Below are 13,342 nucleotides of genomic sequence, written 5' to 3' on the forward strand. Positions count from 1 at the left end.
AGTGTGGTCCTAAGCAGCCGGGATTTTCCGCGGCAGACAGGATTGCGGCGTGAGCGATTTCGACCAGATGGGAATTATCATCGATTGGGTGGACGCCTGCCGGAAGGGCGACCTCGCGACGCTGCTCGACCTCTATGCGGACGATGCGCAGCTCGAATGCTCGTGTAACGGCATGCGGCGCTACCGCGGCCGGAGCGAGATCGAGGCCTATTGGCAGCCGCAGCTCAGCGCCTTCTCGTCGGCAGGTTTCGGTCTGGAGGAGATCCATCCCGCGCCCCACGGCATCGACCTCGAATATTCCGTCGCTGGCGCGCTGCGCATTCAGGCCTCGTTCCGCTTCAGCCCGGATGGCAAGATTCGCAGCACGCTGTGCGAGCCGGCGCGACAGAACGCGCATGATGGCTGCGCGTGTTAGCCTGATGATGGCGCGTCCCGCGTTGCCTGTGCCGGAAGGCGGCAGCGCACGTAAGTTCGCTCATCCATGCGCAACAGGGACAGCGATCCGCTGAGCGCACGCACGCGCTCATGCATGCCGGTCAGGCCCCGGCCGAAGATGTTGTCCGCAGGAAAACCGCCGCCGTCGTCGGAGATCTCGACGACGAGCGTCTCGCCGGAGACGGCCGCCTGCACATGGGCGCTGCTGGCCTTGGCATGGCGGAGCACGTTGGTCAGTGCCTCCTGGATCACCCGATACACGGTCTGAGCCAACGGCCCGTCGATCCCGTTGAGAGCGGAATCAATCGCGTCCGTCAGGACGATATGCGGAGCCTGCTTGCGAAAATTCCGGAGCAGCGTCTGCACACTGCTCGAAAGGCCCAGTTCCTCGATATAGAGCGGCCGTAGCCGGTCGAGGATACGGCGGTTGGTTTGCTGGAGCGCCTCGACCGATTGCAGCACGTCCTGCGCCGAATTGCCGAGATTTCCCGCCTTGGGGGCGGTTTCAAGCAGCGCGATAGTACCGGCGCGGATGGCGAACAGAAGCGGGCCGAGTTCGTCGTGCAGTTCGCGGGCAAGATCGCGTCGCTCGTCATCCTGGAGCGATACAAGCCGGTGCAGTAGGTCGCGATTATCTTGGCTCAATTGCGCCAGCGTTGCTGCCAGCGCATTTGCCTCTTCGCAGCTTTGCCGGATCTCCGGTGGCCCTGTGACCGGTATCGGCGTCGCGTAGTCGCCTCGGCGCATTTGCGTGAGACCTTCGCCAAGATCATGCAGGGGCCTCAGCGCGGAGCCAGCGAGAAAATAGGCAACGACTGCAGTCAGCCCAATGAACGCAACTAAGAAGCTGGCGAGTGCTAAAAAGCCAACCCACGTCTCAAACAGCGCAGCCGACAGATCGGGTGTGAATACGATGTCGCCGACACGCTGCCCGCTGATTGTGACTGGGAAAGCGATATGGAGATCCGGGATGGTGAGGAGGTTGACGAACCATTTCGGCGGGACATGCGAGCCCTGCAGAGGCCTTGGCGCAAGGGGCGGAGAAGCAGCTTCGGCTGAGCGGAATTGAATATCTGACGATTCGTCCAACATGCGAACGAAGGCGTCGAGGGTCCTGCGCGGGTTTTCGGATGAACGCAGGGCGCTGTTCAGGGCTTCGGCCACCGCCCGGGTCGATCGCTGCGCCGGCTCGTTCTCTTCGGCGAGCTGGCCGGTGGTGAAGATGTGCAGCAGCACGCCGCCCATGATCAGCGCCGCGACGAACATTACGCCCAGCGGCAGAAAGAGTTGGGTTCTGAAGGAGAGTCGTTGCCACATTAGGTCAATTCTAACGTGTTTTGGCGGGATTCTCTCTTTCCATTTGTTCCCGCGGGTTTATGACTCGAAAAACAAGAGGGTGCGCGATGGAAGATGCCGCCAAGCTGGCGACCAGGGTCCTGATCGTCGACGACCATCCCGTGGTACTGTCGGGTTGCCGCACCCTGTTCGCGTCCGACCATTCAATTCGCATTGACGAAGCGACCGATGCCAAATCCGGACATCGCGCCTATGTCAGCAAGCGGCCCGATGTCACCGTGATCGACATCAGCCTGCCCGATGTCTCCGGCTTCGAGCTGATGCGACGCATCCGCAAGGACGATCCCGACGCCAAGATCATCATGTTCAGCATGAACGACGATCCGGCCTTCGTGGTGCGGGCAGTGGAGCTTGGGGCACAGGGCTATGTCTCCAAGGGCGACGATCCCCGGATCCTGCTGAAAGCGGTGCGCAAAGTGGTCGCGGGCGACAATTTCATCTCGCCGCAGCTTGCAGAAGCTGTGACGTTTTCCGGCGCGGCGATCAAGGCCAATCCGGCCTCGCAGATGACGCCGCGGGAGCTCGAAATTCTCCGCCTGCTTGGACGCGGCGACAAGATCGTCGAGGTCGCCGAGGCGCTCGGCATCTCCTACAAGACGGTCGCCAACACCACATCCCTGCTCAAGCAGAAGCTGGGCGCCAAGAACCACTCCGACCTGATCCGGATCGCAGTGGAGATCGGGATGAACTGACCTTCCGCCAGCGACCGAACCGGCTGCTCCAGGATGCAGCGGTTCGGTCGACGGATCGACGCCGCCGCTGGCCGGGCAATGCATGGACAACGGGCTCACACCGATCCGCGGACACAATGGGCCGAGGCTGCATTCGTTCCTGCAGCGGCCAACATTTCGGGAAAAAGCGGCATTTGGCGGCACGACCTTGCCGTGCGGATAGGAGCGAGGCCCGGAGCGGATCGGGAAGAACAGGAACATTTTTCGGCGCGCGCGGTTTTGTCCCTTGACGATTTCGTGACAGGCGACGAAAGCTGCCAGAAGAATTTTGACGGGTCAGCGACCCCGACGAGGCAAACTGGTCTGCACACAACGACAGACCTTCCAAGAGAAGGGCTGCGGCAATGCCGCAGCCCTTTTTCATTGGGCGCGAGTGGGCCGGAAGCGGTTTCCCGATGCCGCAAAACACTTTATGGTGGCCCAAAGCTTCTGGCTGTTAGCAAGTAGTTTCGTAAAATCAAAGGCTTAAGGATCGAGCTTCGGCTCGGCCGGCCTTTGGAGGGCAGTTTGACTCGTTATATCTCGACCCGGGGCGAGGCCCCCGAACTCGGCTTCTGTGACGTGATGCTGACCGGGCTTGCCCGCGACGGCGGCCTATATGTGCCGGCGACGTGGCCACAACTCCCGGCTGAGACGATCGCCGGCTTTTTCGGCCGTCCCTATTGGGAGGTCGCGGTCGATGTGATTCGGCCCTTCGCCGGCGGCGAGATCTTGGACGCCGAGCTCGGCCGCATGGCGAACGAGGCCTATGCCACCTTCCGCCATCCCGCGGTGGTGCCGCTGCGCCAGATGTCGCCGCATCAGTTCGTGCTCGAGCTGTTCCACGGTCCGACGCTCGCCTTCAAGGACGTGGCGATGCAGCTGATCTCGCGGCTGATGGACCATGTGCTCGCCAAGCGCGGCCAGCGCACCACCATCGTGGTCGCGACGTCAGGCGATACCGGCGGCGCCGCGGTCGAAGCTTTTGCAGGACTGGAGAATGTCGACCTCATCGTGCTGTTTCCGCACGGCCGCATCTCCGAGGTGCAGCAGCGGATGATGACGACGACGGGCGCGGCCAATGTGCACGCGCTCGCCATCGAAGGCACGTTCGACGATTGCCAGGCGCTCGTGAAGGGGATGTTCAACAATCATCGCTTCCGCGATGCGACCTCGCTGTCCGGCGTCAATTCCATCAACTGGGCCCGCATCGTCGCTCAGGTGGTCTACTATTTCACCTCCGCCGTTGCCGTCGGTGCGCCGGCGCGCGCGGTCGATTTCGTCGTGCCGACGGGCAATTTCGGCGACATCTTCGCCGGCTATGTCGCCAAGCGCATGGGGTTGCCGGTGCGCACCCTGCGCATCGCCGCCAACGTCAACGACATCCTGGCGCGGACGCTGAAGACTGGAATTTACGAGGTGCGCGAGGTGCACGCGACGGCGTCGCCGTCGATGGACATCCAGATCTCGTCGAATTTCGAGCGACTGCTGTTCGAGGCCAGCCGGCGCGATGCAGCCGGCGTGCGCCGTCTAATGGACTCGCTGAAGCAGTCCGGCCGTTTCGTGCTGCCCGATGCGACGCTCGCCGCGATCCGCGAGGAATTCGATGCCGGGCGCGCCGACGAGACCGAGACGTCGGCTGCGATCCGCGCCGCCTGGCGTGAAGCCGGCGAACTGGTCGATCCTCATACGGCCGTGGCGCTCGCCGTCGCGGACCGCGACACGACCGACACGAGGGTACCGAGCATCGTGCTCTCCACCGCCCATCCGGCCAAATTCCCCGACGCTGTCGAGGCGGCCTGCGGCCAGCGGCCGCAACTGCCGGCTTGGCTCGACGGCTTGATGACCAAATCCGAACACATGAGGGTGATGAAGAACGATCAGGCCGAGGTCGAGCGGTTCGTGCTGTCGGTCAGCCGCGCCGCAAAGCAGGGAGTTGCCGGATGAGCGTCGAAATCTCCAAGCTTGCCTCCGGCCTGACCGTCGTCACCGACGAGATGCCTCACCTCGAAACCGCGGCGCTCGGCGTCTGGGCCGGCGTCGGCGGACGCGACGAAAAGCCCAACGAGCACGGCATCTCGCATCTGCTCGAGCACATGGCGTTCAAGGGCACGACGAAGCGCTCTTCGCGCGAGATCGTCGAGGAGATCGAGGCGGTCGGCGGCGACCTCAATGCCGGCACCTCGACCGAGACCACGTCCTATTACGCGCGGGTGCTCAAGGCCGACGTGCCGCTCGCTCTCGATGTGCTCGCCGACATCCTCGCCAATCCCGCCTTCGAACCCGACGAGCTGGAGCGCGAGAAGAACGTCATCGTGCAGGAGATCGGCGCGGCGCAGGACACGCCCGACGACGTCGTGTTCGAGCATCTCAACGAGCTCTGCTATCCCGACCAGCCGATGGGCCGTTCTCTGCTCGGCACGGCCAAGACGCTGCGCGCCTTCAACCGCGACATGCTGCGTGGCTATCTCTCGACGCATTATCGCGGGCCCGACATGGTGGTGGCGGCGGCCGGCGCGGTTGATCACAAGCAGGTCGTCGCCGAGGTCGAGAGACGCTTTGCGAGTTTCGAGGGGACGCCGGGGCCGAAGCCGCAGACCGCTCAGTTCGGCAAGGGCGGCACCAAGGTGGTGCATCGCGAGCTCGAGCAGGCGCATCTGACGCTGGCGCTGGAAGGCGTGCCGCAGACGGATTCGTCGCTGTTCTCGCTCCAGGTCTTCACCAACATTCTCGGCGGCGGAATGTCGTCGCGGCTGTTCCAGGAGGTGCGTGAGAAGCGCGGTCTCTGCTACTCCATCTACACCTTCCACGCGCCCTACACCGATACGGGATTCTTCGGCCTCTACACCGGCACCGATCCGGCTGACGCGCCGGAGATGATGGAGGTCGTGGTCGACATCATGAATGACTCGGTGGAGACGCTGACCGAGGCCGAGATCGCCCGGGCCAAGGCGCAGATGAAGGCGGGTCTCCTGATGGCAATGGAGAGCTGCTCCTCCCGTGCCGAGCAGCTTGCCCGGCATGTGCTCGCCTATGGGCGGCCGCAGACGGTTCAGGAATTGGTGGCACGGATCGATGCCGTCAGCATCGACTCGACGCGGGACGCGGCGCGTGCACTGCTGTCGCGGAGCCGGCCCGCCGTTGTCGCATTGGGCAGTGGCAGGGGTCTGGACACGGCGGTATCTTTTGCGGAAGGATTGACCTGGGCGCGCGCCAAGGCGCGGCTGCATTAGGAGCCGCGCTACGGCGAGACCGCCCTGGAAAGCATCACCATGGCCCTGTTTCGCCTGCCATCCAGTGGACCCGCCGCCCTCGCGCCGCGCGGCAACGGGCTGTTGCTGCGCGCGCCGCAAATGTCGGACTTCCTGCAATGGGCTCATTTGCGCGAAACCAGCCGCGACTATCTCACGCCTTGGGAGCCGATCTGGCCGTCTGACGATCTCACCCGGTCCGGCTTCCGCCGCCGTCTGCGCCGCTATTCCGAGGACATTGCCGCCGACCGCTCTTATCCCTTTCTGATCTTCCGGGAGCTCGACGGCGCCCTGGTCGGCGGCATCACGCTGGCCAATGTCCGGCGTGGCATCGTCCAGGCCGGCACCATCGGCTATTGGGTCGGCCAGCCCTATGCCCATCGCGGCTACATGACGGCCGCGCTGCGGGTGCTGCTGCCGACGCTGTTCGGCGAGCTCAATCTGCACCGGGTCGAGGCCGCCTGCATCCCCACCAATGCGCCGTCGATCCGGGTGCTGGAGAAGTGCGGCTTCTCCCGCGAGGGCCTGGCGCGCCGCTATCTCTGCATCAACGGAATTTGGCAGGATCACCTGCTGTTCGGCCTGCTGCACGAGGATTTCCGCGGCTGACCGGCCACTTCCTGCGGCCAAAGTCTCGATGGTCCTGCCCTGTTTGCTGTTCTATTCGCTTGCCTTGTTTGGTTGGCTTGCCTTGTTTGTTCGCCTTGGGTTCGCCGATTTTGGCGATATAACGGCGCGGGCCGGCCGGTAGATCGGCCCGAATGTTGTGATGGGAGTATGGGTGTCGATGGTGAAGGAGCTTCGGTCATCGCGGACGACGTCGCGGCGGGGGACGGCGGTCGCGTTGGCGTTGTCAGTTGCGCTCACGTCCGTCTCGCCGGCGGCGGCCCAGTCCTTGAGCGACCGCTTCAAGAGCCTGTTCGGCGGCAAGCCGGACGAGCCGGCCCAGCCCAGTCCAGCGCCCGCGCCCGGCCAGCCGGCCGAAGACGACATCGATTGCCCGCAGGTCACCGTGCGCTCCGGCGCCTCCACCTATGCGGTCGGTGCGAGCGGCAAGCAGGCCGTCGGTAACGACATCCGCTTCCAGGCAACGATCACCAAGATGGCGCGCGAATGCGCCCGAAGCGGCGGTGATATCACCGCCCGGATCGGCATCCAGGGCCGCGTCATCGCAGGTCCCGCCGGCGCGCCCGCGACCGTCGAGGTCCCCTTGCGTGTTGCTGTGGTGCAGGGCGGCGTCGGCGAAAAGGTCATCGCCTCGAAGGCCTACCGGACGACCGTCGCGATGTCGGAGGGCGGCAGTGTGCCCTTCACTTTCGTTGCAGAGGATCTGGCCTATCCCGTGCCTTCAGCCGCGGTCGCCGATTCCTACATCTTCTACGTCGGCTTCGACCCGCAGGCGCTTTCGCCCGAGCCGAAGGGGCGGAAGAAGAAGTAGGCGATGTCTCGTGCCCCGGACGCGGCGCAGCGCTCCTTTAGCGCTGCGCGGCAGAGCCGGGGCCCAGAGCTGCCGATGCTGGGTCCCGGCTCTGCGTCGCGTCATTTCATGCCGCGCCGCGTCCGGGACACGCGCAAGCAGCAAAAAAGCCGGCGCTCATCGCGCCGGCTTTTTTGATTGGTGAGGCGTTCGCCCTCAGTTCAGCTTTTGCCGAACCTCGTTGATGCCCTTGGCGAGCAGGTCGTCGGCGACCTGGCCCCTGACCGACTGCGACAGGATCGTCGAGGCGGCCTGGACGGCGGCTTCGGCGGCCGCGGCACGGACATCGGCCAGCGCCTGGGCTTCGGCGAGCGCGATCTTGCTCTCCGCGGTCTTGGTCCGACGGGCGACGAAGTCTTCCATCTTCGCCTTCGCGTCGGCAGCGATGCGCTCGGCTTCGGCCTTCGCATTGGCGATGATATCGGCAGCTTCACGCTCGGCCGTGGCACTGCGCGCCTTGTAGTCGGCGAGCACCTTGGCCGCTTCCTGCTTGAGGCGTGCCGCATCGTCCAGCTCCGCCTTGATGCGAGCGGCGCGATGATCGAGCGCGGTCATCGCCGTCTTGAAGACCCCGAGATAGCCGAACACGACCATCAGGATCACGAAGGCGACGGCGACCCAAAATTCAGGTTCGAAGAACATCTCGACTAACCCTTCAAGGACGCGTCAACCGCGGCATTGACTGACGCAGCGTCGGGAACGACGCCGGTGAGCTGCTGCACGATCTGACCTGCCGCATCGGCCGCGATGCCGCGGACGTTGCTCATGGCGGCGGCGCGGGTCGAGGCGATGGTCTTCTCCGCCCCGGCGAGCTTGGCCGCCAGTTGTTCTTCCAGCGCCTTGCGCTCGGCGTCAGCCTGCGCATTCGCCTTGTCGCGGGATTCGTTGCCGATCGCCTGCGCTCGCGAACGCGCCGAAGCGAGCTCGCCTTCATAGGCCTTCAGCGCCGCCTCGGACTGATCCTTCAGCTTCTGCGCTTCGGCGAGGTCACCCTCGATCTTGTTCTGACGCGCCTCGATCGCACCGCCGACCTTCGGCAGAGCGAGCTTGGACACGATCACGTAAAGCAGGACGAAGAAGATCGCGAGCGACACCAGCTGCGAAGCGAAGGTGCTGCTCTCGAACGGCGGAAACCCGCCACCGTGGTGACCACCATCAGCCTCGGTGTGAGCGCCCGCCGCCGGATCTTTTGCGCCGCCATGACTCTCAGCCATGGAGTTCTCCTGTTGCTGTCACGCGCGCCGTCCCATGGACATGGAACGGCGCGAAAAACGTCGTCCTCAGAGCGGAACGAACAGCAGCAGCAGCGCGATCAGCAGCGAGAAGATGCCGAGCGCTTCGGTCACGGCGAAGCCGAAGATCAGGTTGCCGAACTGGCCCTGAGCGGCCGACGGGTTGCGGACGGCTGCGGCAAGGTAGTTGCCGAAGATCACGCCCACGCCGACGCCCGCACCGCCCATGCCGATGCACGCGATGCCCGCGCCGATAAGTTTTGCTGCTGCCGGATCCATTTTAGACTCCTTGGAAGAAAGATTGGGTTGTGGGTGGAAATTCCCCGGACCGCTCAGTGTCCCGGATGAATGGCGTCGTTGAGGTAGATGCAGGTCAGGATCGCGAACACGTAGGCCTGAAGGAACGCGACCAGGATCTCGAGCGACGTCAGCGCGACGGTGAGCGCCAGCGGCAGCACGCCGCCGATCCAGCCGACGGCGCCGAGCGAGAAGCCGAGCATGGCGACGAAGCCTGCGAACACCTTTAGCGCGATGTGGCCGGCCAGCATGTTCGCGAAGAGACGGACGCTGTGGGAGACCGGCCGCAGGAAGAACGACAGGACCTCGATGAACATGACCAGCGGCAGGATGTAGACGGGGACGCCGTGGGGAACGAAAATCTTGAAGAATTTCAGGCCGTTCTTGGCGACGCCGTAGATCAGGACGGTGAAGAAGACGAGGAGCGCGAGCGCCGCGGTCACGATCAGATGGCTCGACACCGTGAAGGTGTAGGGGATGATGCCCACCAGGTTCGAGACGCAGATGAACATGAACAGCGAGAAGATCAGCGGGAAGAACTTCATGCCTTCCGCGCCGGCCGTCGAACGGATGGTCGAGGCGACGAATTCGTAGGAGATTTCAGCGACCGACTGCAGGCGCCCGGGAACCAGCTGCGTGCCGCTGGCAAGCATCAGGATCGAGATGATCGCCACCGCCACCAGCATGTAGAGCGACGAATTGGTGAAGGCGATCGTGTGATTGCCGATATGGCCCAGGGTGAAGAGAGGCTCGATGTTGAACTGGTGGATCGGGTCGATTTTCATCAGCGCGGCATCTCTTGGTCTGCCGGGCAATGCCGGCGGGTCTCGGTCTGCCGGCCGGGCCGGCCCGTACCGGCGAGGCCGGCACGATCATTCCTCTCCTGGTGGGACCAGCTTACGAACCACCGCGCCTGTTTTGACCCGCACCCGCCGACCTCACCACATTCACCACGCCGGCGACGAAGCCCAGCAGCGTGAACACGATGAACCCGAAAGGCGATGTCGACAGCAAACGGTCGAACCCCCAGCCAATCCCCGCTCCGACAATGACGCCGGCGATCAACTCGGAGGATAACCGGAAACCAAGCGCCATCGCCGAGGCTCTGGCCGCTCTGTCTCCCTCGTCACCTGCGGGTTGCTCGGTCCTGGTCCGGCGGTCGCGAATTTCGGACAACCGCTGATCAAGACTTCCGAGCCGTTCGGAAAGCGCAGCTTCCTCGGGCGATCTATCGCGATCTCCATTCTCGCCGTGCTCCGTGCCCTGTGTCATGCAACGAAGACCCGAAACGCCGCGGTTGAATGGAAATTACGCCCGCCACCCTCAAAAGCCGCGCGGACCATACTGATGGCCCATAATCAAGTCAAGCCAAGTCACGATTGCGTCGCTTTCAGTTATGTATTTGATTTATCTTGTGATATTGGCGCGCGCGGCAGCGCTGCACACAGCGTGACGCCGCACCGCAGCAGGTCTGCTCACGATCGGCGGATGCAGCTGTCCTTTCGCCGCGCGACCGGGATCAAAGAAGCCGTCGCGTTCGTTGATTTCAGGGGTGGGTTTTTGGCGGCGAACCGTCCGATGGGGGTGTAGAATTGCACAGAAGCCGCAGCAGCGCCGTGGCGGAGACAGTGATGAGAGCAGCGACGTCATCCACAACATCATGGCTAGCGGCGGCCGCCGCGGTGATGGTCGTCGGCGGCGGCCTCGTGGCTGCGCAATCGGCGCCCGACGGCGAAAATGGTCGCTACAGCATGACGCCCATCCCCGAGGGCGTGCTGCGGCTCGACACGCGCACCGGCACGGTATCGACCTGCAGCAAGAACGGCGCCGGCTGGGCCTGTTACGCGATGCCTGACGAGCGGACCGCACTCGATACCGAGATCGGCAGGCTCCAGGCGGAGGTCGAGAGGCTGAAGGGACAGCTCGCGGCGGGGCCGACGGTGTCGGGCAAGATCGACGAGGCGCTGCCCAAATCCGACTCGCTGAAGAAAGCCGAGCCCAAGATCGCCGAGGGCGAGCGCAAGCTCGAGATCCCGCTGCCGAGCGACCAGGACGTCGATCGCGTGATGTCGTTCCTGGAGAAGGCTTGGCGGCGGCTGATCGACATGGCCATCCGCGTGCAGAAGGACGTGTCGGGGAAGATATGACGCGTGACGAGCTGCCGGCCTCCGGAGTTGAGGGATTTTTGATGACATCAGGCAAATCCGTCACACGGTCGGCCCCCTCGACGGTGCAAGCCACCGCCATCTCGTCGTCGCTGCTGACCGTGCAGACATCGGGTCGCGGCTTTACCGACCTCACCAGCGAAGCCGCAAAATTCATCGCCGAGGCAAACGCGCGCGACGGCGCGCTGACGCTGTTCATCCGCCACACCTCGGCCTCGCTGACGATTCAGGAGAACGCCGATCCGTCCGTGCTCGTCGACCTCACCACCGCGCTGTCCCGGCTTGCGCCGGAGAACGCCGGATGGACCCATGAGACCGAGGGCCCCGACGACATGCCCGCGCATATCAAGACGATGCTGACAGGGGCCTCGCTCCAGGTCCCGGTCCTGAACGGCAAGCTTGCGCTCGGCACCTGGCAGGCGATCTATCTGATCGAGCATCGCAGCCGTACGCACCGCCGCGAGATCGTGCTGCAATTCATCGGCAGCAATCAGTAGCCGTTCGAAACAAAACCGGCCGCGGAGACCGCGGCCGGTTCATGTCGTCGATCGCTGTTTCGATCAGGTCGCCTTGATGTCGACGTCCTTGGTCTCCGGCAGGAACAGGAAGCCGATCACGACGGTGATGGACGCGAAGATGATCGGATACCAGAGGCCGGCATAGATGTCGCCGGTCGAGGCCACGATGGCGAAGGCGGTGGCGGGCAGGAGGCCGCCGAACCAGCCGTTGCCGATGTGGTAGGGCAGCGACATCGAGGTGTAGCGGATGCGGGTCGGGAACAATTCGACCAGCATCGCCGCGATCGGGCCGTACACCATGGTGACGAACAGCACCAGGATGAACAGCAGGCCGATGATCGCTGCCACCTGCGGACGGAAGATGTCGAACGGATGCGCCATCTTCACGATGCCGGCGTCGCCCGCCTTGGGATAGCCAGCCGCCTGTACCGCGGCGAGAACCGCCGGGTTGCTGTCCTTGGCGTTCGTGTAGGGCACCTCCTTGCCGTTGACCACGACCTTCACGCCCGACCCGGCCGCGCCGTAACTCGTCGAGTACTTGACCGACGACTGCGACAGGAAAGCGCGCGCGGTATCGCAGGGTGCGGTGAAGACGCGGGTGCCGACCGGGTTGAACAGGTCGCCACATCCTTTGGGATCCGCCACCACCTCGACCTTGGTCTGCTCGATGGCCTTTTCCAGCGCTGGGTTGGCGTTGGTGGTGATCATCTTGAAGATCGGGAAGAAGCTCAGCGCCGCGATCAGGCAGCCGCCGAGGATGATCGGCTTGCGGCCGATCTTGTCAGACAGCATGCCGAACACGATGAAGAAGCCGGTGCCGAGCAGCAGCGACCAGGCGATCAGCAGGTTGGCGGTATATCCGTCGACCTTCAGGATCGATTGCAGGAAGAACAGCGCGTAGAACTGGCCGGTGTACCAGACCACACCCTGGCCCATCACGCCGCCGAGCAGGGCGAGCAGCACGAGCTTGCCGTTCTGCCAATTGCCGAAGGCCTCCGTCAGCGGCGCCTTCGAGCCCTTCCCCTCTTCCTTCATCTTCTGGAAGATCGGCGATTCATTGAGGCGAAGCCGGATCCAGACCGAGATGCCGAGCAGCAGCACCGAGACCAGGAACGGGATGCGCCAGCCCCACTTCGCGAACTCGGCCTCGCCGGTCGCGGTGCGGGTGAACAGGATCACCAGCAGCGACAGGAACAGGCCGAGCGTCGCCGTGGTCTGGATGAACGAGGTGTAGTAACCGCGCCTGCCGTTCGGCGCGTGCTCCGCGACATAGGTCGCAGCACCACCATACTCCCCGCCGAGCGCCAGGCCCTGGGCGAGGCGTAGCGCGATCAGGATGATCGGGGCTGCGATGCCGATCGTTGCCGCATTGGGGAGCAGGCCGACGATAAAGGTCGAAAGACCCATGATGAGGATGGTAACGAGGAAGGTGTATTTGCGGCCGACGATGTCGCCGACGCGGCCGAATACGATCGCGCCGAACGGCCGCACCAGGAAGCCTGCGGCAAACGCCAGCAGCGCAAAGATGTCGCGGGTGGCCGGCGGATAATCCGAGAAGAACTGCACGCCGATGATCGAGGCGAGCGAACCGTAGAGGTAGAAATCGTACCACTCGAAGACGGTACCGAGCGAGGAGGCGAGAATGACGAACCGTTCGTCCTTCGTCATCCCTCCCGCGCCTGCTTGAGACACAGCCACTGTCGACATGTTGAGTCGCTCCCCGAAATGCGTTTCCTCGCGCCCCCAGATCTCCGGACGTGCCGGATCAACCCAGGTCTTGACCACAAAGTAACATCGGCGTGAAACCCGCCCCAATACGACTTTCGGCCTTGCGCACTGACGCGCAGCTGACGGTGTGATATCGGACGCTGCCGCGCCGCCACGGGGATTTCCGGATTAAC

At 64.1% G+C, this 13,342-nt stretch carries 16 protein-coding genes; 9 read left to right on the plus strand and 7 right to left on the minus strand.

Translation table 11 applies throughout. The features are described from left to right. Positions 1–49: 49 nt before the first annotated feature. The gene (locus P6U29_RS04375) at positions 50–415 is read left to right on the plus strand and encodes a nuclear transport factor 2 family protein (RefSeq protein ID WP_407116482.1); all 366 of its coding nucleotides are present in this window, start codon (positions 50–52) and stop codon (positions 413–415) included. On the opposite strand, the gene P6U29_RS04380 is transcribed toward P6U29_RS04375, so the two are convergent. Continuing rightward, positions 412–1,752, minus strand: coding sequence for a histidine kinase (locus tag P6U29_RS04380; protein ID WP_407116483.1), 1,341 nt, complete (start codon positions 1,750–1,752; stop codon positions 412–414). The genes P6U29_RS04375 and P6U29_RS04380 overlap by 4 nt on opposite strands. Before the next feature lie 86 nt (positions 1,753–1,838). Here P6U29_RS04380 and P6U29_RS04385 point away from each other — a divergent pair, with 86 nt between their 5' ends. The 5 genes from P6U29_RS04385 (at position 1,839) to P6U29_RS04405 (ending at position 7,190) form a co-directional block, all read left to right on the plus strand. Further along, positions 1,839–2,483, plus strand: coding sequence for a response regulator (locus P6U29_RS04385; protein ID WP_407116484.1), 645 nt, complete (start codon positions 1,839–1,841; stop codon positions 2,481–2,483). Positions 2,484–3,029: 546 nt separating this feature from the next. Further along, positions 3,030–4,448: a threonine synthase gene (gene thrC, locus P6U29_RS04390; RefSeq protein WP_407116485.1), complete on the plus strand. Its 1,419-nt coding sequence runs from the start codon at positions 3,030–3,032 to the stop codon at positions 4,446–4,448. Beyond that, positions 4,445–5,734 carry a M16 family metallopeptidase gene (locus P6U29_RS04395; protein WP_407116486.1) on the plus strand — a complete coding sequence of 430 codons (1,290 nt, stop codon included), beginning with the start codon at positions 4,445–4,447 and terminating at the stop codon, positions 5,732–5,734. The genes thrC and P6U29_RS04395 overlap by 4 nt, the downstream gene beginning before the upstream one ends. A 39-nt stretch (positions 5,735–5,773) precedes the next feature. Then, positions 5,774–6,361: a GNAT family N-acetyltransferase gene (locus tag P6U29_RS04400; RefSeq protein WP_407116487.1), complete on the plus strand. Its 588-nt coding sequence runs from the start codon at positions 5,774–5,776 to the stop codon at positions 6,359–6,361. A 178-nt stretch (positions 6,362–6,539) separates the two neighbouring features. Further along, positions 6,540–7,190: a hypothetical protein gene (locus tag P6U29_RS04405; RefSeq protein WP_407116488.1), complete on the plus strand. Its 651-nt coding sequence runs from the start codon at positions 6,540–6,542 to the stop codon at positions 7,188–7,190. A 195-nt stretch (positions 7,191–7,385) separates the two neighbouring features. Here the strand turns inward: P6U29_RS04405 and P6U29_RS04410 are convergent, their stop codons facing one another. From P6U29_RS04410 to P6U29_RS04430, 5 genes are all read right to left on the minus strand, one after another. Next, the gene (locus P6U29_RS04410; protein ID WP_407116489.1) at positions 7,386–7,871 is read right to left on the minus strand and encodes an ATP F0F1 synthase subunit B; all 486 of its coding nucleotides are present in this window, start codon (positions 7,869–7,871) and stop codon (positions 7,386–7,388) included. 5 nt (positions 7,872–7,876) lie between these two features. Next, on the minus strand, positions 7,877–8,443 hold the full coding sequence (locus P6U29_RS04415; RefSeq protein ID WP_407116490.1) for a F0F1 ATP synthase subunit B': 567 nt from the start codon (positions 8,441–8,443) through the stop codon (positions 7,877–7,879). Between the two features lie 66 nt (positions 8,444–8,509). Next, positions 8,510–8,740, minus strand: coding sequence for a F0F1 ATP synthase subunit C (locus P6U29_RS04420; RefSeq protein WP_007599451.1), 231 nt, complete (start codon positions 8,738–8,740; stop codon positions 8,510–8,512). A gap of 53 nt (positions 8,741–8,793) precedes the next feature. Then, a complete protein-coding gene (locus tag P6U29_RS04425; protein ID WP_407116491.1) occupies positions 8,794–9,543 on the minus strand; it encodes a F0F1 ATP synthase subunit A in 750 nt (249 codons plus the stop codon). 112 nt (positions 9,544–9,655) lie between these two features. Next, positions 9,656–10,030 (minus strand): AtpZ/AtpI family protein, encoded by a 375-nt coding sequence (locus P6U29_RS04430; protein WP_027574325.1) that lies wholly within the window; start codon positions 10,028–10,030, stop codon positions 9,656–9,658. Positions 10,031–10,105: 75 nt separating this feature from the next. Between P6U29_RS04430 and P6U29_RS04435 the strand changes: the two genes are divergently transcribed. Genes P6U29_RS04435 through P6U29_RS04445 form a run of 3 tightly spaced genes read left to right on the plus strand, consistent with a single transcriptional unit; the run spans position 10,106 to position 11,420 of the window. Further along, on the plus strand, positions 10,106–10,348 hold the full coding sequence (locus P6U29_RS04435) for a hypothetical protein (protein WP_407116492.1): 243 nt from the start codon (positions 10,106–10,108) through the stop codon (positions 10,346–10,348). A 41-nt stretch (positions 10,349–10,389) separates the two neighbouring features. After that, complete coding sequence (locus tag P6U29_RS04440) at positions 10,390–10,905, plus strand: hypothetical protein (protein WP_407116493.1); 516 nt, start codon at positions 10,390–10,392, stop codon at positions 10,903–10,905. 41 nt (positions 10,906–10,946) lie between these two features. Continuing rightward, complete coding sequence (locus P6U29_RS04445; RefSeq protein ID WP_407119598.1) at positions 10,947–11,420, plus strand: secondary thiamine-phosphate synthase enzyme YjbQ; 474 nt, start codon at positions 10,947–10,949, stop codon at positions 11,418–11,420. A 63-nt stretch (positions 11,421–11,483) separates the two neighbouring features. On the opposite strand, the gene P6U29_RS04450 is transcribed toward P6U29_RS04445, so the two are convergent. Further along, positions 11,484–13,109, minus strand: coding sequence for an MFS transporter (locus P6U29_RS04450; RefSeq protein WP_407116494.1), 1,626 nt, complete (start codon positions 13,107–13,109; stop codon positions 11,484–11,486). Positions 13,110–13,342 lie beyond the last annotated feature (233 nt).

This window comes from Bradyrhizobium sp. LMG 9283 (assembly GCF_045571415.1).
GTDB lineage: Bacteria > Pseudomonadota > Alphaproteobacteria > Rhizobiales > Xanthobacteraceae > Bradyrhizobium.